The 21,778-nt window shown below is 41.1% G+C and carries 17 protein-coding genes and 1 pseudogene; 7 read left to right on the forward strand and 11 right to left on the reverse strand.

What is annotated here, in order from left to right; translation table 11 throughout:
* Positions 1-39 precede the first annotated feature (39 nt).
* The 5 genes from V7K44_RS19085 to V7K44_RS19105 all read right to left on the reverse strand — a co-directional run bounded on the left by V7K44_RS19085 (position 40) and on the right by V7K44_RS19105 (position 4,835).
* The gene (locus V7K44_RS19085) at positions 40-513 is read right to left on the reverse strand and encodes a chemotaxis protein CheW (RefSeq protein WP_334933479.1); all 474 of its coding nucleotides are present in this window, start codon (positions 511-513) and stop codon (positions 40-42) included.
* A 122-nt stretch (positions 514-635) separates the two neighbouring features.
* A complete protein-coding gene (locus V7K44_RS19090) occupies positions 636-998 on the reverse strand; it encodes a response regulator transcription factor (protein WP_334933480.1) in 363 nt (120 codons plus the stop codon).
* Positions 999-1,482: 484 nt separating this feature from the next.
* Complete coding sequence (locus V7K44_RS19095; RefSeq protein WP_334933481.1) at positions 1,483-2,682, reverse strand: response regulator; 1,200 nt, start codon at positions 2,680-2,682, stop codon at positions 1,483-1,485.
* 618 nt (positions 2,683-3,300) lie between these two features.
* Positions 3,301-4,227, reverse strand: a complete 927-nt coding sequence (murQ, locus tag V7K44_RS19100) for an N-acetylmuramic acid 6-phosphate etherase (RefSeq protein ID WP_334933482.1) — start codon at positions 4,225-4,227, stop codon at positions 3,301-3,303.
* A gap of 161 nt (positions 4,228-4,388) precedes the next feature.
* Positions 4,389-4,835, reverse strand: a complete 447-nt coding sequence (locus V7K44_RS19105) for a DUF3110 domain-containing protein (RefSeq protein WP_289795635.1) — start codon at positions 4,833-4,835, stop codon at positions 4,389-4,391.
* A gap of 260 nt (positions 4,836-5,095) precedes the next feature.
* Here V7K44_RS19105 and V7K44_RS19110 point away from each other — a divergent pair, with 260 nt between their 5' ends.
* Complete coding sequence (locus V7K44_RS19110; protein WP_334933483.1) at positions 5,096-11,170, forward strand: translocation/assembly module TamB domain-containing protein; 6,075 nt, start codon at positions 5,096-5,098, stop codon at positions 11,168-11,170.
* A 14-nt stretch (positions 11,171-11,184) separates the two neighbouring features.
* Here V7K44_RS19110 and V7K44_RS19115 read toward each other — a convergent pair.
* Together V7K44_RS19115 and V7K44_RS19120 are read right to left on the reverse strand one after the other, a co-directional pair.
* Positions 11,185-11,976 (reverse strand): annotated as a pseudogene (locus V7K44_RS19115) (Rpn family recombination-promoting nuclease/putative transposase).
* A 65-nt stretch (positions 11,977-12,041) separates the two neighbouring features.
* Positions 12,042-12,968: a carbohydrate ABC transporter permease gene (locus tag V7K44_RS19120; protein ID WP_334933484.1), complete on the reverse strand. Its 927-nt coding sequence runs from the start codon at positions 12,966-12,968 to the stop codon at positions 12,042-12,044.
* A gap of 171 nt (positions 12,969-13,139) precedes the next feature.
* On the opposite strand from V7K44_RS19120, the gene V7K44_RS19125 reads away from it, so the two are divergent.
* A complete protein-coding gene (locus tag V7K44_RS19125) occupies positions 13,140-13,802 on the forward strand; it encodes a GIY-YIG nuclease family protein (RefSeq protein WP_334933485.1) in 663 nt (220 codons plus the stop codon).
* Between the two features lie 222 nt (positions 13,803-14,024).
* Here the strand turns inward: V7K44_RS19125 and trmB are convergent, their stop codons facing one another.
* On the reverse strand, positions 14,025-14,672 hold the full coding sequence (trmB, locus tag V7K44_RS19130; RefSeq protein WP_334933486.1) for a tRNA (guanosine(46)-N7)-methyltransferase TrmB: 648 nt from the start codon (positions 14,670-14,672) through the stop codon (positions 14,025-14,027).
* A gap of 398 nt (positions 14,673-15,070) precedes the next feature.
* On the opposite strand from trmB, the gene V7K44_RS19135 reads away from it, so the two are divergent.
* The 3 genes from V7K44_RS19135 (at position 15,071) to V7K44_RS19145 (ending at position 17,252) form a co-directional block, all read left to right on the forward strand.
* Complete coding sequence (locus V7K44_RS19135) at positions 15,071-15,799, forward strand: MotA/TolQ/ExbB proton channel family protein (RefSeq protein ID WP_334933487.1); 729 nt, start codon at positions 15,071-15,073, stop codon at positions 15,797-15,799.
* A 42-nt stretch (positions 15,800-15,841) separates the two neighbouring features.
* Positions 15,842-16,534 (forward strand): ExbD/TolR family protein, encoded by a 693-nt coding sequence (locus tag V7K44_RS19140; RefSeq protein WP_334933488.1) that lies wholly within the window; start codon positions 15,842-15,844, stop codon positions 16,532-16,534.
* Positions 16,535-16,889: 355 nt separating this feature from the next.
* Positions 16,890-17,252, forward strand: coding sequence for a phage holin family protein (locus V7K44_RS19145; RefSeq protein WP_334933489.1), 363 nt, complete (start codon positions 16,890-16,892; stop codon positions 17,250-17,252).
* A gap of 272 nt (positions 17,253-17,524) precedes the next feature.
* On the opposite strand, the gene psb29 is transcribed toward V7K44_RS19145, so the two are convergent.
* Positions 17,525-18,232 (reverse strand): photosystem II biogenesis protein Psp29, encoded by a 708-nt coding sequence (gene psb29, locus V7K44_RS19150; RefSeq protein WP_334933490.1) that lies wholly within the window; start codon positions 18,230-18,232, stop codon positions 17,525-17,527.
* A gap of 209 nt (positions 18,233-18,441) precedes the next feature.
* On the opposite strand from psb29, the gene V7K44_RS19155 reads away from it, so the two are divergent.
* Positions 18,442-19,047, forward strand: coding sequence for a chromophore lyase CpcT/CpeT (locus V7K44_RS19155; RefSeq protein WP_334933491.1), 606 nt, complete (start codon positions 18,442-18,444; stop codon positions 19,045-19,047).
* A 63-nt stretch (positions 19,048-19,110) separates the two neighbouring features.
* On the opposite strand, the gene V7K44_RS19160 is transcribed toward V7K44_RS19155, so the two are convergent.
* A complete protein-coding gene (locus V7K44_RS19160) occupies positions 19,111-19,479 on the reverse strand; it encodes an STAS domain-containing protein (protein ID WP_094351701.1) in 369 nt (122 codons plus the stop codon).
* A 268-nt stretch (positions 19,480-19,747) separates the two neighbouring features.
* Positions 19,748-20,788: an oxygen-dependent coproporphyrinogen oxidase gene (gene hemF / locus V7K44_RS19165; protein WP_334933492.1), complete on the reverse strand. Its 1,041-nt coding sequence runs from the start codon at positions 20,786-20,788 to the stop codon at positions 19,748-19,750.
* Between the two features lie 447 nt (positions 20,789-21,235).
* On the opposite strand from hemF, the gene V7K44_RS19170 reads away from it, so the two are divergent.
* A complete protein-coding gene (locus V7K44_RS19170; protein WP_334933493.1) occupies positions 21,236-21,760 on the forward strand; it encodes an SRPBCC family protein in 525 nt (174 codons plus the stop codon).
* The last annotated feature ends 18 nt before the right edge of the window (positions 21,761-21,778 follow it).

Genomic DNA, 21,778 nt, shown 5'->3' on the forward strand with positions numbered 1-21,778 from the left:
TTTTCAAAAAAATCTACCTAATCACACTTTACTAAATATTCAATTATGAATTTCCCATGCTGGAGATTGAATAATAGTTGTGGCATCCAAATTAAAAATTATCTCCTCCGAATCATTAATAAAATACCCCTGTAAAAAAGGTGATATTTTTGGATAAAATAATTCAGCACTTGCGGGTTTCATTTCTTTAGTATCCAGCCATTCAATATCTATAAGTTGTCGTACTAATAGTCCCAAATACTTACCTTTATTTTCTATAACAATTGCCATCATTCTTGAAACTAAATTTGACCCTTGTGAAATTGGAGGATAACCTAACATTGCCTCTAAATCGACTAACCAAAGCATCTCACCGCGCCAATTATAAATACCCAAGACACTACTTGGCATCTGAGGAACGCCACATATTTCTGGTAATGATACTTGCAAAACTTCTGCGATGTGTTGTAAAGAAATTACGGCTGTATCAGTTACTCCCAAATTAAAACTTAAAAACTTTTCCTGGGTTTCCAAAGCTATCGATCCTTTGTCCTTGATTATTTATCTTTAGCCACATTTGCAGTTATTGTTTATTCTTGGAGAGATTAATCTAAAAACTAGTGACTTCTATGATTTGTTAATTTATGATATTTTCACTAATTAAGTAATCGCTTTAAAATTACTACTAGTTCCTCGCGATCGATCGGTTTTGATAGATAACCATCAGCGCCTAACATATTACCCCAAATTTTATCTACATCACTATTTTTTGTAGAGCAAAAAACTACAGGGATATTGCTAGTGTCAGGATTATTTTTCAGTTCTCGGCAAATTTCAAAGCCACTTTTACCCGGTAAAATTACATCGAGAAATATTAAGTCTGGCTTATTTTCATCTATTTTGTCTTGAGCCTCTTCACTACTAGTGGCGCTAATTACAGAATAACCTGCCTGTTGCAAGTAACGGCTGATTATTTCCATATCTGTTAAGCCATCTTCAACAACTAAAACAGTATTCATGGCAATTACTCGTTAACTTTTTCTCAAAACGTAAACAAAATAGACAAATCCTAAATGATTCCTCAAAAAGACATGGAAGGGACTAGAGACTAGCCCTAACCCCTTTGCCCTAAACAATATTCACAAATCAAATAGGACTGCTATAAATACAAAAATTTGTATTTGTCTAATTTTGATTCAATCTTTATGTATCAACCTCAGAGAAAGTACTTAATAAACATAACTTAATATAAGTTTTCTGAATATAAAATAGTTTGATAACCTAATTTTAGATTTTACATTTTGGCTTGAACATTCAAAATGTAAAAATGACTGCCAGCAAAAGAATTTAAAGATGATAATATATCTAAAATCGCAAATACCTGATTTTAAAAATAGAGTTAATTTAAAATTATTTAACCTCAATAATTTAATTTTTACTGAGGTGGAAAAGTCTACAAAATTTGAGGAATAATTCAGAATCAAAAATTGCCTCTAACTTTCCCTAATTACAAACTTCTAAATTAGATTTACTCTTTTTATTTGATACAGTCTGTGTAGGTAAATGTTTACGTATTATACTCATTACCTTATCAGTCATTACAGGTTTAGTGAGAAAATCTGTAGAACCAACTACTTTGGCACGAACTCTATCTAAAAGACCATCACTGCCTGTTAATATAATTATTGGTGTGTTGGAAAATGTAGATATTCTTCGTAACTGAGTACAAATTTCGTAACCACTAGCAACTGGCATAATCAAATCCAAAAAAATCAGGTCTGGTTTATCCTGAATTAGGGTTGGTAGAGCTTGTACAGCATCTTGAATTTTGACAAACCTAAATCCATTGGAAGTGACAATATCCTCTACCATTTTACATACTTGAGGGCTATCATCGACGCAAGCCACTAGTGGAGCAATCCGCTTCTTGGCTTGTGTGGTGGTAGAGTTATTGTTGACTTCAGTAATTCCTAAAGGCAAGTCAGGTACTTCTACCAATTCAATGATTCCTTTAAGGATATAAGGAAGCAACGAACGGGTGAGTGGTAGTACACTCTGCTTCATTTTCATGGCTAAATCTCGCAGAGTGAATTTGCCATTGATTAAATTTACAAAGTTTTTGTAGACAGATGGACTTACCATCTGCTCAAGTTGTTCTGGTCGCCGTAGAATTGGTGCTAAGTCAGGAGAAAAATTTGCTAAACCTGCTTCTGACCAAATTTTCCATGAGTCTTGCATGTGCTTTACAGACATTTCTGCACTCGTGAAGCTCATTGGGGTTTCTAAGATAACTTCTTGGTTGCGATTGCAACTTAGAGAAGCAAAGTTTCCTTGCAAAGCTAGGTCAAATAATAGTTCTGCTATCGTATTTTCCGCAATAGATTGAATCTGCTCTCTCTGAATTTTCTGTTTTTTATAAAATACTTCTATCAGTTTATAGTCCCAGTAATCAATTGATAGGTCTTGCTCACGTAACTGCAACTTATCAACATCAATCTGGGGACAATTCTGGGCTATATGTCTACGCCAACGTCGGAAGGGATGAGTTCCTCCTGTTGCCCAAACTATCCGTCCCAATCGATAGTAAAAAGTCCATTGGCTGCCCTTGGAACTTTTAATATTTAACTTGCCATTGTATTGCAACTGAGTACAAGTTTTAAATTCATTTACTAGATTATTTGAAATAAGTTCTTGATGAGCCATAGTTTGTTCCTTTTATTAAAAAGCTAGCCATTAAAAACCGATACTAGTAGAGCAAGGTGTCAATTCACCTACCATCTCAATTAACCAGACAAATTTCTGAAGTAACTTGTTAAAGGTAGGCAACACTTCTGTCACAGTGTTCTAGCTATATAGCGATTGGCAGATTATGTTAATCAGTGCAAATGGATTTGTTATATAGCAGTCTAAATCAAGATTATTAAAAGCAAGGCAGATGTTAAGATAGCAAAACTATTGCTAGTAAAGAATTTATCTAGCATAAAGTCTTTATTGACAGAATTTACTTTTCTGCTAATATTTATGACTAAAGTAAGTTGCCATAGTCGATATCATGGTGTATCAATATATCATTTTAATAATTTTCATACTGAATCATATCCGTATAAGTTCTGAATTTTTGTTTAAAAATGATTAGCAGTCTCCAAATAGACTTGCTTTAGTTATTCACATTGACAATATAGGTTAAAATATTTATTTAAGTTTACTATTCTTAACTATGCTAATTAATAGCAGCTTTTCTAAAGAATATTATTTAAAAAAAAGGCGTGTTACTAAAACAAGTAACAGCCAGATTATAAAGTATTTATTTAGAAAATTTATTCAAGGTTGCTTATGATTTTGATAGCTGAGAACAGCTGCCCTGAGATTACTTTGGTGTTCTGAAAGTAGACGATCGCCTTCGTCTTTTTCCAATCCAGTCCAGTGCATCAATAGCGCCAGCTTGACCCATTTACCACTACGTTCTAGTAAAAAACCAGCAGTTTCTCGACTTAAACCTGTGAGGTCTTGCAAAATTCGCAAAGCGCGATCGCGTAATTTTTGATTTGTTACTGCTACATCCACCATGCGATTGCCATAAACTTTGCCTAGTTTAACCATCACGCCGCTAGAAAGGATATTTAAAGCTAATTTAGTAGCTGTACCCGCTTTCAGGCGAGTTGAACCGGCGATTATTTCTGGTCCTGTCAATAAGCGAATGTCAATCTCGGCATCAAAGCTAACTTGTTCAGCAGGAACACAAGCGATAAAAATAGTTATGGCTCCTCGCTGACGAGCAGCATGAAGTGCGCCGTGGACATAAGGTGTTGTGCCGCCAGCGGTAATGCCAACTACGACATCTAATTGGGTAACGTGCCGCCCTGCGATCGCAGCCTCGCCATCTTCAATGCTGTCTTCTAAATCTTCCGAACTACGTACTAGTGCGGCAGCACCACCAGCAATAATCCCCTGTACCAACTCTGGGGGTGTACAAAAAGTAGGTGGACACTCAGCAGCATCTAAAACCCCTAACCTGCCACTTGTACCCGCACCGATATAAAATAGGCGCCCTCCGTGGCGCAAACGCTCTGCGGTGCGCTCAATTGCCTCTGCCAACTGAATTCTCGCCGCTGCAACTGCTGCGACAGCCTTTTGGTCTTCGTCATTAAACAACTCCACCAATTCCAGAGAACTGAGCTGATCTAAGTTCAGACTGTTAGGATTTACCAGCTCAGTTAAAAGATGCCCGCGTTCTTGCAAATTTGTCATTTATCATTCGTCCTTTGTCATTTATCATTCGTCCTTTGTCATTTGTCCGTTGTCATTTGTCATTTGTCAGTTAGCGACCAGTGACCAATGACCAATACTTCTCTACGAGAGGCTCCGCCAACGACTACGCTCAGTACAAGTGACTAATGACTAATGACTAATTACAACAATCCTTCCAATTTGCGACGCATCTTCTCTAATTCAGAATCAGACAATTCTGGTTCTTCTAGCGGCTGTTGATTGAGAGGGAAAGTGTCTTCAACAGTATCCTCCTTCTGGGCATCTTCTTGCCAGTCAGTTTTTTCGACGTTAAGTTCTGGGGGAGTTACAACTAAATTGCTGTTTTCTGGGATGATTTCCCATTCATATCCAGCACTTTCGCAAAATTCCTTGATTTCTTCAGCATCCATCGGCTCCGGTGTGGGTGCGGGGAAATCCTGAGCTTCTAACATCAGGGCAAAGCGCGTCGCATCGTCTTCTGACTCGAACATCAGAATTTTATTGCGTAGCTTGCCACTTTTGGCATCGCCTTCCCGGATCGTGTGAATCCCCTCATTTTCCGTTCGAGCATTAAAAATTAACACAAAAACACGCATTGGTGTAATCATCTGTCCTTTTTAAGGTTTATTCATATTAAAGTTCGAGATTGTGCCTCAAGGAAAGTCACAGGAATAATTTTCACTCTATTCAGATTTTCCTGAAAACGCCAATATTATTAAGCATAAGTATTGGATCGAGAAAATACCGTAACTCAACCAATGGGGTCTTGGGTTTAGTTGGCGTATCCTGGAAATGGCATACTGAACCAATGTGCCAGTTAATGCTTGTGTGTGCCAGCGACATCCGGCAATTAATACAGTGAAAGCAAATGACTAAATCTACCAATCAAGATATTCATTCCCCCTCCCCTATCCGCAAACGTATGTGGTTGCTGGTGTTGAGCCGGGGTAGCATTGCCTTGAGTGGACTTTTGCTGTTAGGAGTTATCGTTGGTATTTGGCGGTTGTGGACTTTTGTCCAAACAGAGTTAACGCCGTTAGCACAACAAAGTCTCACTACTACACTCAACCGTCCGGTAAAACTGGGAAGAGTCACACAATTTTCGTTGACAGGAGTACAGTTTGGGGCTTCAGCTATCCCAGCCACACCCACAGATGCAGACCGAGCTACAGTCGAATCTGTAGAAGTGGGTTTTGATCTGTTGCAATTAATCTTTAATCGCCATCTAAAGCTAGATGTAACCGTAGTCAACCCAGATATTTACATTGACCAGGATGACCAAGGGCGTTGGGTTTCCACTACCATCACTTCGTCAGGTGGAAGCAGTGCAATTAAAACCGATTTGGACTACCTACGGTTTCGGAATGCCAAGCTGGCCTTGATGCCGGATGAGAGAGTAGAGAGAGATGAGGAGGTAGAGGGGCAGGGGGGCAGCACTTCTCTACGAGACGCTGCGCGAACGGCTACGCTCAGTGACCGGGGAGCAGGGGGGCAGGGGAGCAGGGGGGCAGGGGAGCAGGGGAGCAGGGGAGAATACCCAAATTCTAATTCAGTATCGGCTCAACGCCCTGCTAACACTATCAACACTCAGCACTTGCCTGTGCTATTTTCTCAACTCAACGGATCTGCTCAACTTTTAGCAAATAATCAGTTGATCCGGTTTGAAGTTGGGGGCCAAGCAGACAGTGGTGGCAATATTTCCATTCAGGGAGAGACACGTTCTAAGGTGCTAGCAGGGACTTTCCAGGTGCAAGCACAAGATTTTCTGGCTGAGAATATTACTCGGTTGATTAAGTTACCAGTGAACTTACAAGCGGGTCGAGCCAATGGCGATTTGTTAGTTCGGTTGACACCAGGACAGCAAACTCTATTGTTTGGCAACGCTACTGTGCAAGGGGTAACGTTGCAAATACCCAAAGTCCCGCAATTGTTGAGGAATAGTCAAGGAAACCTCCACTTTCAAGGAACGGAGTTGCAGCTAAATAATGTGACTAGCAACTACGGCAAAATTCCTTTAGTGGCTACGGGAATCGTCGATACTCAAGCAGGCTTGAAGTTGGCAGCGCGTGTAAATGCGGTGAGTTTAGCGAATGCCCAGGAGACTCTTAAGGTAAAATTACCTGTAGCGATCGCTGGACAAGTAAAAGCAGATTTGCAGATTACTGGGTCAACTAAAGAACCAATTCTCTCCGGCTCAGTTGCCACGATTCAAACGGCTCGGATTGATAAAGTTGATTTTAATAGCATCAGTAGTAAGTTTGAGCTTGTTACTAGTTCTTCTTTAATTACCCTGAAAGATATTCAAGGTAAAGCTAAAGTTGGTGGTGAAATCACGGGCACTGGTACAATTAAACTTGGTAAAAGCCCACGACTGGATTTAAATTTCGCTGCCAAGAATGTTCCAGGAGATGCGATCGCAAATGTCTACGAAACAACACCCACCTTTCAAATCGGCAATGTCTCTGGTACAGCTCAACTAACTGGCGCTACCACTAATGTCCAAACTGTGGTACGGTTCCAAGCTCCCAATGGAACTTATCCTGGAACTGGTGAAGTTGCGTTCTCCTCTGGAGTTGCCCCAGGCATCGCTCCAAATCGCACCGTCTCTTTCCGCAATGTCGCTCTGAATGTAAGTGGTGGTACAGTCCGGGCAACTGGTAGTTATGCCAATGAGCGTTGGCAAGCTGTGGCTGTTGCCTCTGGGGTGAAGTTAGAACCCTTTGTAGACAAAAGTCAACTGCAAAATGTCTCTTTGGCAGGGGCACAATTCAATGGTCGTCTCATCCTCTTAGGCAGCACAGCGCCATTTGAAATTGCCACTATTCGCAGTGATGGTGCAGGAGTTCAAATTGGTGGCGGCACAGTTGCAGTTTCTAAAATCCAACTGCAAGACCAAAGCTTTTCGGCTCAACTTGTAGCTAATGGTGTGCGGTTGGGACAAATATTGAAACAGTCTCCTCCAGCTTTAGATAATCCTTTGGCGGGAACGTTCCAAATCGCAGGTAGCAGAGATGATTTTAGTCTGAAAACCTTCCGTGGCAGTGGTGAGGGTCGCCTTGCTATTGGCAAGGGTACGGTTACAGCCTCTAATATCCAAGTGGCGAATGGTGTCTATCAGGCACAAGTTCAGACTAAGAATGTGCCTGTGCAGAAGTTGGCAAAAGTACCAAAGCAATTTCAAGGGGCATTAAATGGTCAGTTCAACGTAGCGGGTTCTGTTAAGTCTTTCCAACCGCAAACTATTCAAGCCAATGGTCAGGCGCGGGTAAATGTTGCAGGTGGAACTATTACAGCCTCTAATATCCAAGTGGCGAATGGTTTATACCAGGCGCAAGTTCAGGCAACTAATGTACCTGTGCAGCAGTTGGCAGCAGTACCACCGCAGTTTCGAGGGAAGTTAACTGGTCAAGTAAAGGTGGCAGGTTCTGTTGAATCCTTCCAACCGCAAACTATCCAAGCCAGCGGTCAAGGACGGGTGGATGTTGGAGATGGAACTATTACAGCCTCTAATATCCAAGTGGGGAATGGTGTATATCAGGCGCAAGTTCAGGCAACTAATGTACCTGTGCAGCAGTTGGCAGCAGTACCACCGCAGTTCCGAGGGACGTTAACTGGTCAAGCAAACGTGGCGGGTTCTGTTGATTCTTTCCAACCACAAACTATCCAAGCTAACGGTCAGGGACGGCTGGATGTTGCGGGTGGAAATATTACAGCTTCTAATATCCAAGTGGCTAATGGTCGCTATCAAGCTTTGGTTAATGCTTCCGGTGTGGAATTAAATCGGTTCAATCAGCAATTGCGAGGTCAGTTTGGCGGTCAGTTGCAATTAGCAGGCAATGTCGGATCGTCCAAATTAGCTGATGTGCGTGCTGCTGGACAGGTGCAATTATCTCAAGGTATCCCTGGTCTTGAGCGACCTCTGACGGCTGCGATCGCTTGGAGTGGTGAAAGGCTGACTATTGAGCGAGCAACGGCTCCCGGTTTAAGTGTCACTGGTAACATATTAGCCAATGCCAAACAAGCAGGTATACCGGAAATTACTGCCCTAAATCTCAATGTCCAGGCGCAGAATTATAACTTAAAACAGTTACCGATTAATCTTCCTAATCAGGTTGCTGTGGCGGGAAATGTAGATTTTAATGGTCAAATTACTGGTAAGCTGCCCTTGCCAAATGTCGTAGGGCAAATCAATTTACGAGACTTGGTTGTTCAAGATATTGCTTTTGAGCCGTTGTTAACTGGAAACATCGATTCAGTACAAGGACGCGGTTTGACTTTAAACTTGGCGGGTAATAGCGATCGCCTATCTTTCAATTTAGACGCCAATAATCGCCCGAAATCTTTCTTAGTTAAGTGGCAGCAAGCATCAGCTACAGGTAATGTTCAAGGAAATGATTGGGCACTGAAACTGGCAAATTTCCCCTTACAAATATTGAATTTGACTCCGCCACTGATTACTCGCCTGGGTGCTGGTAAGATAGCTGGGTTGTTAACTGGGGATTTGCTGTTTAATCAGCAGACATTGGCAACAACGGGGAATTTAGCGATCGCCAATCCCCAAATTGGCCGGGTTAAAGGCGATCGAATAGCTGCTCAATTCCGCTACGGTGACGGTAAAGCTACACTCACTAATAGCGAATTTGTCAAAGGAAAAAGTAGCTACGTCCTTGTTGGTACTGTGGCTCAAAGCCCTAAAGGGCCCAAAATACAAGGTAAACTGAACGTCAAGCAGGGTGAGATCCAAGATGTTCTAGCTGTAGCAAAGGTATTTGATTTACAAAATTTGCCAGGTGGTTCACCAGAAATCTACGGCACCGCAGCGGATTTGACTACCAACTCCCAAGGAACGCCAAATGAACCCTTATTAACCCAAATCCAACGGTTTTCTGAAATTGAAGCTTTGGTGGCAGAACAGGAAGAACAGCGACTTAATTCCACTCCAATACCAGATTTGGCAGACTTAAAGGGGACTTTCAATGGGGAAGTGGCTGTAAATACAACTACAGCCAATGGATTATCAGTAGATTTTAATTTGAATGGACAAGACTTTGCTTGGGGTAAAAAGGAAGAACGAAATCGTTTTTATACTGCCGAAAAAGTGATTGCCGAAGGCAACTTTGAGAACGGTGTTTTAAGTTTGCGACCATTACGAATCGAATCTCAAAACAGGCTGATTGCGTTTACGGGTAACGTTGGTGGTGATGAACAATCTGGTCAATTGCGGGTGAATAATTTTCCAGTACAACTACTAAATAATGTTGTCAAACTACCAGTTGGAATCACAGGTAATCTTAATGGTACAGCAGCTTTAGCAGGCAGCATTGCTAATCCCCAAGCTAGAGGGGAATTGCAAATCACAGAAGGAATATTAAATCAGAGCAAAATAGAATCAGCAACAGCAAGTTTCAGCTATGCCAATGGACGCTTAAACTTTGGTAGTACTGTAGCAGTTGCTGGGCCAAAACCTGTTGATATTACTGGCAGCATCCCTTATAAATTACCTTTTGCTTCCGTCGCACCAGACAGCGATCAAATCAGTTTGGATATGAAGTTGGAAAACGAGGGATTGGGGCTGTTAAACGCATTGAATAATCAAGTGTTATTTGAGAAAGGTGAAGGAGAAGTAGACCTCAAAGTGCGGGGAACATTGCAAAAACCCGAAGTAAATGGAATTGCTACTGTCAATGATGCTACTTTTTCAGCCCAGGCTTTGCCACGTAAGCTGAGAGGTGTCACAGGTAGAGTTCTGTTTAATTTTGACAGCATCTTAGTAGAAAATCTTCAAGGTAGATTTAGCCGTGGGACGGTAAAAGCTGCTGGTGAAATTCCCATCTTCAACAATGAGAACGTAACTATCAAAAATCCCCTGACTGTTAATCTCGATCAGCTAGCATTGAATCTCAAGGGACTTTATCAGGGAGGCGCTAGTGGCAATTTGCAAATTACTGGTTCTGCCCTTAATCCCATAATTGGCGGTAGAGTAAATTTATTTGATGGTAAAGTATTGCTGGCAGAATCTACCGATGCCACAATATCTGAAAATGGTAGTATTGGCGTATCACCCACAAAAGACAATAAGCAGAGCAAATCTGAAGTTGGAAATGGCACGGGAAATACTAATGCCAGATTTAAGAATTTAGATTTGGAACTAGGTAAAAACGTCCAAATTACCCGTGACCCTATTCTCAACTTCCGCGCCACTGGTAATCTCATCGTTAACGGCTTAATCAATCAGCCGATACCCGATGGCACCATCCAGTTAGAAAAAGGAGGGGTAAATTTATTTACTACCCAATTTAACCTTGCTCGTGGCTATAAACACACTGCAACTTTTAGTCCTTCTCAACCCCGCGACCCCAACTTAGATATTCGGCTATTTGCCAAAGTACTGGATGTAACTCAAAGTAATGACTTCAGCCGGGTAAATTCCACAGGTTTATCAGCGTTAGAGAGTGTTCGAGTCGAAGCCACTATTAACGGTTTAGCTAGCAAGCTGAATGAAAATATAGAATTAACAAGTAGTCCATCACGTAGTCAAACAGAAATTGTTGCTCTTTTAGGAGGTGGATTTGTAGATACTCAAGGACGTGCAGACAGTACTTTGGGTCTAATTAACATCGCAGGTTCGGCTGTATTTAACAATTTTCAGTCAGCTTTTAACCAGATTGGAAGTACCTTTGGCTTAAGTGAACTGCGGATATTTCCTACCGTTATTTCTGATAATCCCGAAGCGGGAAGAAGCAATTCAACTTTAGAATTAGCAGCGGAAGCTGGGATTGACATTTCTTCTAAGATATCCGTTTCCAGCATCAAAATATTGACAACAAACGACCCCTTCCAATGGGGTATTAATTATCGGATAAACAATGAATATCGTGTGCGTGCTTCCACTAATTTAACCGATGATAGTCGTGCTGTAGTAGAGTATCAAACGCGGTTTTAAATAAATCTCTTCAATTACGAATTACTTCCTGTTCCCTCTTTTCCTTGTTTCTCAATAGCTTGTTGTACTTGTTTAAAATCCAATTCTAATGCTTCAGCAATTTGCTCTAGACTTAAACCAAATTTAAGTAAACGGGGTATAGTATCGAGCTTTGTTTCTTCCTTTACTTCTTGATAAAATTTAGTTTGTCTCCAATCGGTTAATCCAAACATCGCTTCTAACTCCTGCTGACTTTTGTTTACAAATTTGTAGATAAGCATTCTCTCTACTAATTCTAAAAGATTGCTACGGTTAGCTTCATCTGTTTGTTGTACTTGTTTTATCAAGTTTTTCGCTTGCTGGACGGCTTGATCTTCTGCTGCAACTACTAACTTAATTATGCCTAGCCCAATTGAAGACGATGGTACATTATCTAATTCGTCTAAATAAATTATACGAATTTGCTGTGAAGCTAATGATGTTTGATAAATAAATGGTATACCTGGATCGAGACTACGTTGAGCAAAAAGTAATACTGCTTGCCAGCGACGTTGAGGTTTATATTGATTGATATAGAGGAAAGCTTCTGTAATTATTCGCCAGTAAATATCATCATCGCGCTGAAACTGTACCTCAACAAAATAGATTGTATCTTCTGGGTAGTCAGGTTTGGGTAAGAATAAGCCATCGATACGACGTGCTAATTCTTTAATTTATACTGAAGTAAATTGGTAGTGTAATGCTAAAGCTTGCGATTGTTCTAAAAGTTCAAATAAGACACCTGGAAGAGTTTGGAATAAGGTGTAAAAAATCGTGTCTGTTTTCATGCACTCTCAATATTTAAAGATTTTCAGATTCTCGGAGATGAGAGAAGATGATTTTTATAAATTTATTAAATTGTGATATCATCACCTTGCTGATTAATAGCTAATCGCAAAATTGACAAGCCTAAAATTATTAAAAATAGCACTAGACCAATCGTGCAAGCATAGCTAATTTCCAAGTTATTGAAGGCTTGCTCATATAAATAATAAACAATCGTTTTTGAGCTACTGAGTGGGCCTCCTTGAGTCATAATGTAGACTTCTTCAAACACTTTGGTCGCCGAAATAGCCGAAATTACCGCCACTAGCGCTAGATATGGCTTCATCAAAGGTATGGTAATATCCCAATGTTTGCTAATACCATCAGAGCCATCAATGGCTGCGGCTTCGTACACATCAGCGGGAATTGATTGCAACCCCGCTAAATAAATCACCATGTAGTAGCCTAATCCCTTCCACACGGTGACAGCCATGACGCTGGCAAGAGAAATTGGTACAATGCCAAAAATTTTTGCTGGGCTAGTTAGCCAAGGAATACCTTCTGGAAAAAGACCTAAAGCTTTAAATAACTGATTCAGTAATCCGTTTTCTGCATACAGCCATTTCCAAGCGATTCCTGCAACCACCATTGAAATTACCACTGGAGTATAGTAAGCTGCTCTAAACCAATTCACCCCCCGCAGTTTCTGATTTACTAAAATTGCCAGTATTAAAGGAGCAATTACTAAAATTGGTACTACACCCACAAGATATAAAAAAGTGTTTTCCAAGGTTTTCCAAAAAACTAGATCCTTCCAAAGCTTGAGGAAGTTGGCGAAACCTATCCATTGTGGTGGCTGGGCAATATCTTCATAGCTGGTAAAACTGAGGTAAAACGCTTGTAGTGCAGGCCAAAAGACAGTTAAGCCTAAAAGAACTAAGGCAGGTAATAAAAATAAATAAGGGGTAAGCCGCTGTTTGATGAACATCCAATTTTTAGGTATCAATTGATTCATAGAAAATTTAATAGTTATTTTCACTTTGTCAGAAAAAGAATTTGGAGATGTGAGTAGATTTAAGCTTCAATATTTTAAGGGTATTATTTGCTTGTGTAAGCATTGGCGTAGCCTCTCGTAGAGAAGCTCGTCGTAGAACATCACTAATTAATAACTTGGAGATCAACTGCAATGGAAACTCAGCACAATCCGCCAATTGAACATCAAAATGTCCCCATAAACCACCGTGGGCTGCATGATTTTTTGTATAGTTCTGACAACGAACACGCCGCCATTGAGGTGAGTATAACTCCTGAACTAGTAAATAATGGTATTGAAATCATTGACCTTGAGACTTGGAGTGTGGCTGCTCAGAACGCTAAAGTTGCCGGAGTTTACGCAGTATTAGATGCAGAACGCCGCACGCAGTACATTGGCTATTCTCGGAATGTGTTGCTTTCCCTAAACAGCCATCTTCGCCAAAATGGCGAACAAAAGTGTGCTTTTGTACGTGTGCAAGCATTCAAGTTTCCCAAGCGTCAAGAAATGGAAGATTTGCGAGATGCGTGGATAGCAGAACTCGAAAGTACGCCACCTGGTAATGCAAATGATTGCGGAATGTGGGCTAGTACGGTAGGTGAAGCGACTAAGGCGGTAATGTCAGAAGCCCAACTTCAAGCCTACGAAGAGAAAAAGCTAAAACTGCGGAAAGCAATGGCTGATACAACTCTTTCTAAAGAGTTAGAAACAATAGATGCGAGTGAAGCCGAACGTCAGCGTCAACTTGAAGCTGCTGTGAACAACGATGACTGGAGTGTAATTATCGATGCACAGACACAGGAAACTAAGTATTGATTTTTGTCTGCTTGATTGCGCTATCTGACTTTTTGAGTAATACCAATTCAAAATTTTGACCCTTAATAAAACATTTATGTCCCAAAAAACTTTCCAATTCTGGGCAATGTTTAATAAAAATATAACAAGCAAGACTTAAGTAATATTAATAAATATTTATAAGGCTGCTCAATAAAACTTCAAATTCAAAATTGGGGAATAGAGTTGATATTATAATCATCTCTATTCTGTACTTCTCACCCTTTCAAACAAAGCTCGATAGACAGGCTCACCCTTTTTTTGCGTGCCTATTTCCCGTTCTGTGGGTACTGGTAGCGGATTTTTGGCTAGCCATTCTTCTGTACCAACTTTCTGAAAAGCTGAATTAGCAGCAAAGCGATCGCGCATTTCCACAGCCACAAATTCCATATCTGATTGCATAAATACCAATCCTCCAACCGCGAGATAATTAGTTAAGTCTGCCACTAGTTCTGGTTGCACTACACGACGTTTAGCGTGGCGCGTTTTAAACCAAGGATCGGGAAATTGAATAGTAACGCGTTGTAAACTTCCTGGAGGGAGGGAAGATAAAAGTGAATGCAGTGAATTATTCACATTGCAAAATAAATAGTGCAGGTTTGTTAAACCTAATTCAGAACGTAACTTATTCGCCTCTCCCACCAGCGGTTCTCGAATTTCCAAGCCGAGAAAATTCCAGTTGGGTTCTATCTTGGCCATATTCAACAAAAACAGCCCCTTAGCGCAGCCAATATCTAAATGTAGTGGTTGATTTGGCTTTGCATAAATTTTTTCCAAGTCTTGGGGACTTGCTGGTGTTTGATACTTTTTACCAAGTGGATTAACATGCTGGCGGACTCGGACTGCTGCCAAAATCTTTTCTCCTGTACGTGACAATATTCTGTGGTGAAATTTCAGGTTATATCAATTCAAAAAATGTTTGCGACCAAACACCCCACTCTACTGACACGCACCCTCCCCGAAGCCTTGGAGAGGGTTGGGTTGGGTCTTATCTATGTATTGCATTCTTTTTTCAAATTGGTATTACAACGAAGTTTAGCAAAAGTATGCCAAAAATTATCGGTCTATGATTCAATTGCCTACCCTGCAGCAAGTTTTTACAACAGTCTCAGTCAAATACGTCATCCTTACACTGTTTTTTTAGGTTCTCTAGAAATTTATATTTTGGAAGTCCCTCATTTTGCATTAATCTCTAGAATTAAAATGCCTTAGCACATTTGCTTTAGTCGTGGAGGGAGGAAACTTAAACAGTGGATATTTTAGATTTGTTTTATAAGGGTGGGCCAGCGATGTGGCCTTTGCTAATTCTCTCGATTCTGGCTTTGAGTGTGATTTTCGAGCGTTTGTGGTTCTGGCTGCGAATGTTGACTCAAGAAAAGCAAATAGTCGAACGCATCCTGGATGCTGCCCAGGATAATTGGGAAGTAGCTGCGGACATCGCAAGACTTGCAAGCCATCAGCCTGTCGGGCGTTTTCTCTACGCCCCTCTACGTTTAGCGAAAAGTGATGCGGAAACTTTTCGACTAGCACTGGAGGCTACAGCAGAAGACGAATTAGCTGGGATGCGCAGGGGCGAAAAACTTTTAGAAGCCGTAATTGCCCTAGCGCCACTGTTGGGATTGTTGGGAACAGTTTTGGGTTTAATCCACTCTCTGCGCTCAATTCGGATTGGCGATTTGGGAACTGAATCTACTGCTGGGGTAACTACTGGTATTGGTGAATCCTTAATTAGTACGGCAAGTGGGCTAATAGTTGCCATTATTAGTTTGGTATTTTACCGCCTATTTCAAAGTTTTGTAGTCAACCAAGTCAAAGTTTTTCGGAAGGCAGGGAATGAGATGGAATTGCTCTATCGCCAGTCTCCTCCTGACTTTAGCAATAGGACTTCAGCAATTGTGCCAGAAAATTTCACTCCACCCCGCAAGCCCGGAAAGACTAGAGTTTCTGAACCTCCTGAACCTCCGACTACACCTAATTAATAGTCAATAATTCAATCCCTAAAACAAGCTTGAGAGTGAGACATGAAAGTTAATCTACATACACCAATTGAAGAAGTCCAAATTCAAATCATCCCTTTAATTGATGTCGTTTTTTGTATCCTGACATTTTTTTTATTAGCGGCTTTACAATTTACGCGGCAACAGGCGATAAATGTTGATTTGCCTAAAGCCAGCCCCAGTACAGTTTCTGGAATAACATCACAAAGTGGAAGTGTGATTGTGACCATCGATGCTGTGGGCAATACTTACATAGAAAAACAGCCTGTAAAACAGGAAGATTTGAGACAGAGTTTAAAACAGTATCTGCAAGCAAACCCTAATGCCGTTGTCGTGCTGAATGCTTCGCGTACCGCAACTTACAATGATGTGATTGAGACATTGGACTTGCTACGACAAGTAGGGGGCGATCGCGTTTCTTTGGGAATTATTCCTGGCCCATCTCAACCATCCATAAACTCACCTAACCAGCCTACTGTTCCCTCTTTCCCAATCAATCCTGATGCTGCGCCACTTCCAGGAATCAATCCCGAAGGGAATATTACCCCAAAATTCCCCTTAGCACCTAATTCTGCACCCTTTCCTAGCATCACTCAGCCTCCAGCTGGACAAGGCATCAGTCCTATCAATCCTGGAATTTCTCCCGTAGTTCCTAACTCACCAGCGCCTCAAGCGCCTGTAGCACCCAAACAAACTCAACCTCCTCTTAAAAGATGAGATAGGGGCATGGGGCATAGGGCAATAATTAATAGTTCTTTTCCCCCTGCCTCCCCTGCTTCCTCATCCACCACTCCCCACTTCCCCTTCAAGCCTTTTCCCAAACCTAAAGATATCTAGAATAAATCTTGGCTAGATAAAAAAAAACTGCTAATTTACAAATAATTGGTTGAGCTTTAAAGATTTTTCCACCTATAGACTGAGCAATTTATCACCAATTACCATCCACATTTCATACCAAATTGGGGAAGGATGTCCAAATAGGTTAACAGATTGAAAAGCGCTTGTATCAAGCGTCTTTCAGTGTGTCCTAATTACGAATTACAAATTACTAATTAGTATCAGGGATTGTGGCATGAACATCGTAACGCTTTTAATTGTTTGGGTCGTAACCGCTATCAGCTTGTTGATAATTAGTAAGTTGCCTTTGGGAGTTGAAATTGATACTCCTGGTAAAGCGTTCCTTTCTGCCGCAGTACTTGGTATCGTGACGGCAATAGTCAGACCGATTTTAGGCCTCATTTTTGCAGTACCAAATCTACTAACTTTGGACTTATTATCCGGCATTTTCACATTTATGATTGCCGTGGTTTGTTTTAGTATTGCTGCTTGGTTAGTAGAGGGCTTTCGCTTGCGCTACGGGATTTGGAGTGCTGTTATTGGGGCATTTACGCTGACTATCATTAACAGCTTAGTCTACAAAATATTGGGTGTATAAAGCTAAGAGTTAGGAGTGAGGAGTTATTAGTAACTCTAAACTCTGGCAACTTTAGATTTTTAATTTTGGATCAAAGTAAAAATCTAAAATCTAAAATTGTAAGAATTCACAATCCAGAAGTCAGAATTAAGAAGACCTTGATACCCAAACTTAATAATTTTAATAAAATCAAGAAGTTATTACACGCTTGATTTTAAAATTATTCTGGCTCCTGACTCCTGACTCCTGAATTCTTACCTAAAATTGAATAACTCCCATCTCCTAACTCTTAACTATTCGTTGGAACTTGGGGGAGCAACTGGGGTGGTTGATTGTTGTTTACGTTGCTCGCGTTTTTTGCGATCGGCTGAGAGTATATCTGCCATCACCACTAGGGCTTGCGCCATTTTATCTAGGTTAGAACGGTATAACTCCAAATCCTTGTTGAGTTTGTCATCGGAGAGATGCAAGCCAGCCGCGATCGCTTTTAGCGCCTCAGTGAGTTGCTTTTCGTCTTTGACTAATTCGGGATCTGACTGTTCTAATAACGAAAATACACCAATTGCGAACAAACGGTTGTATTTAAAGTTAGGATTATTGGCGATCGCTTGTAGGGTTGCTTGCAAGTCAGCATCTCTATCTAAGTAAGTAGTTTGGCCCAGCCACCCAATTAAATCTTTAACTGGCAAACCTTTAGCTACAGCTTGCAATCTTTGGGCATCCTGTCGATAGCGTTGCGGATCTGTTTCTATAGCCTGACATAAGGCGTTAAAAATTGATTCTTGATCCCGTTCTGGTTGATAGCCTTCCATGAACCGATCAAAAGTAGTGACGACACCCAAGGCATAAATTGGATTGTAGCTAAAATCGATATTTACTGACAGCAGATGCATTTCCACCATCAATTCTTCCACAACCCGACGATAAATAGTGTTAATCGGACGGGTGTGAAGATTATAGAAAGTTCGCTTTGTATCAGAGACTGTACGGACGTTATTCACAAAGAAAAAAGAAATGTTAAGGGCGACGTATCTTTATTTTCTCGCTTAAAGGCTACTTTGCCAAGTTGAGCTTTTAGCGGGTGACGGTTTCATTTACAATATATACACATTAAAAGTATTTTATAAGCTGGTAACTACAGGAAATAAGACCCTTTCTCCTAAAAAACTAGCTAAAAATTATTATCCTTAATGATTTATTTATTGTACTTATGAACTTCTCGCCACAGTTAATTGCTTTAGGTGAGTACCTAGCTGGTAAATTTGATAATCGGGAACAAGCTATAGCAGAACCAGTTTGGTATGTCCACCTGTGCCTGTGGCAAAGACCAGTTAATTTGTTCGCAGAAGATAGCATCACGTTATTTGCCGAACAGGCTAACGTTATTACCTTAGATCAACCTTATCGCCAGCGAATTATCCGGTTGCGTCAAAGCAGCGACTCTGACGCAACTGTGGAAGTTCAATATTATATGCCTCAAGATCCAGGTGCATTAAAAGGCGCAGGTGATAACCCTGCTCTACTAAACACACTGACATCCGAACAATTAGATTTACTACCAGGTTGTATCCTAACAGTTACTCGGGAGAAACTACCTGGCGATCGCTATAAGTTTACCGCTACCCCACTACCAGAGACTAGTTGTAGCTTTACTTATCTTGGCAATAGCATTCATGTTTCTTTAGGTTTTGCAGCTACAGCGGCAGAATTTCACAGCTACGACAAAGGAATTGATCCCGCAACTGGAAAAGCAACCTGGGGAGCGATTATGGGGCCTTATCGCTACACCAAACGAAATCAGTATTCAATAAGATAAACTTATGAGTTATGAGTTCTTGAGTTATGAATTAACTCCTCACTCTTAACTTCTAACTCTTTTTTAACTGGCAATGCTACGAGGTACACCTTCTAAAGCTTCCTCTTCTGTTTCAAAGATTTCAAAAACAGTATCCATCATGGTCACTTCAAACACGAGTTTGGCTTCTGGGTGTACATTACAGATGCGGAAACTGCCCTTGACTTTATCAGCATCACGCATTCCAGCTACCAAAGATGTAAGACCAGAACTATCAATAAAATTTACCTGAGCCAGATTTACAACTACATGGCGACTGAGTTTGGAAATACACTCTTGTAACTTCAGGCGAAATTGCCAAGCCGTGGTGATATCCAGACGGCCTGATGGTGTCAAGACGATAACAGTGTTTCCGTCTTGGGTTGTATAAGTTTTTTGGTCTATATGAATCACTAAAGCCCTCCCCGTGGCATTCATTTTAAGATTAACAAGTGACAGAATTTTCTAATGCTGTCACTTGAGATTAACAAGCTATAGCTAAATTTGTCACCTTTTTTGGCTAAGTGCTTAACTTTAGTAGTTATAACTCACCAAAATAGTGGGGAGTGGGGAGATGAGGGAAATGAGACAGCGGGGGAAGATCGCTTTCTTATAACTCCTAACTCCTAACTCCTAACTCAGCACGGGCTAAACCTTAGCTATCCGCTAACAGCACTCACAACTATTTGGGTGTCCAATTAATCCAATCTTGAGGTTTAAGGAAAGTCTCATACAACTCGGCTTCGGGGGTATTGGGTTCCGGTTGATAGCCGTATTCCCAGCGCACTAAGGGAGGTAGGGACATGAGAATTGATTCGGTGCGTCCGTTGGTTTGCAGGCCAAAAATAGTGCCTCGGTCATAAACCAAGTTAAATTCTACATACCGTCCGCGGCGATAGAGTTGAAAATTGCGTTGGCGATCGCCATACTCTATCCCATGTCGCCGTTCTACAATCGGTACGTAAGCTGGTAAAAATGCTCTGCCACAGCCTTGTACAAAGCCAAACAAATCTTCCCAATTGCGGGTTGCTGGTGTTCCTACTTGGTTGCTATAAATAGCCGCTTCTCCATTGGGATTTGGCCCGCGATATAAAGCACCCTGGCCATCTTGGTAATCAAAAAATAGACCACCTACACCCCGTGTCTCGTCACGATGCTTGAGGTAGAAATATTCATCACACCATTTCTTAAACACTGGGTAATACTCTGGGTGGTGTTGGTCGCAAGCCTGTTTTAACGTTTTGTGTAGATGTGCCGCATCTTCAGCAAAGGGGTAATAAGGTGTCAAGTCAATACCGCCACCAAACCACCACACTGGCCCCGCTTCAAAGTAGCGATAATTGAGATGAACTGTGGGCACATAAGGATTGCGAGGATGTAATACCATTGAAGTGCCTGTGGCATAAAAGCCATGCCCTGCGGCTTCAGGGCGTTGGGTTAAAATTGAGGGTGGCAAATGGGAACCCTGAACTTCAGAAAAATTTACACCTGCTTGTTCAAATATTGCACCATCTCGCAGCACGCGCGATCGCCCTCCTCCTCCTTCTGGGCGTTCCCAACTATCTTCATTAAACTTAGCCACACCATCTAGTTCTGCCAATGATTCGGTAATTTCGTCTTGCAGCTGTTTCATAAATTGACTGACCCTAGTCTGAGCGTCAGGTGCTGGCAAAGACTTTGATGATTCTGCTTCTACAGTTGGTGTTTGCGAGTTGGTCAACATAGATTCCCGAACCTAAATTACAATTTCCAGAAAGCCACAAATTTTTCATTTTAAAATTTGGGGGAAACACGCGCCAACAATCTAGCTCTATTTGCCCAACCCGCTTTTTTCTTCCTGGGTTAAGCATTTATCCGATTGATGGGCATCACTAGAGTTATTTTCCCCCAAATGCGTATAGGCTTGTATATTGAATTAGTTTTTTTTGAAATTCTTAATTGGAATATTCTGGTATAAAGACTAAATTTTAGTCTTAAGCTTGAAGTATCAAGGCTTTGGTTCTACTCAAAACTTTTTTGTCATATTGCTGATATTGGCTGTTAAGATTTGTATCGAATCGAGGCTTGCTATTTTTCAGGCATTTTTGAGAAAGTTTTAATTTAGGGATTGAGCGTAGTTGCACACCATACCAGAGTTACCAGAAAGTGTCTAGGGAGGAGGATTAGGAAAATGCAAGGTTGGTTATCCAAATTCATCCACCGCAAACGTCGTCGGTTTTGCGCTTCTCTAGTGTGGACGTATCGAGAGATTAGTTCTGCTTCTGTAGATGAACTGTGGCAAAAAGTGGTTGACTTAACAGATGTTTCCTGGCATCCACAACTTAAGAGTACTAATGTTCCCCACGGATTAGTACCCAAACCAGGATTAATTTTTCAAGCTGTTACACGCTTTTCGCCGATTCCCATCAGAATTTTTGTGGAACGCGTCAATCCCAGAGAGATGCTGAGTATCCGAGTGATGGCGATTCCTGGAATAGAGGAACGGGTAACTTACCAAGTAGAGTCAACAGTTTGTGGTACTTGTTTGTCTTATTCTGTAACTCTACGGGGTTGGTTATCGCCCCTGATTTGGTCTTTATCCCGTCCTTATGCAAACCGCGTTGCACGATCTTTAGTCGAGGCAGTAGAAAAGACGGCATTACCAGCGGTATCTGGTAAGAAAAAATCCCTTAATGACAGTTGTTTTGATTTTTAGGGACTGGAAACTGGTGAT

The organism is Nostoc sp. (genome assembly GCF_036917235.1).
Lineage (GTDB): Bacteria > Cyanobacteriota > Cyanobacteriia > Cyanobacteriales > Nostocaceae > Nostoc.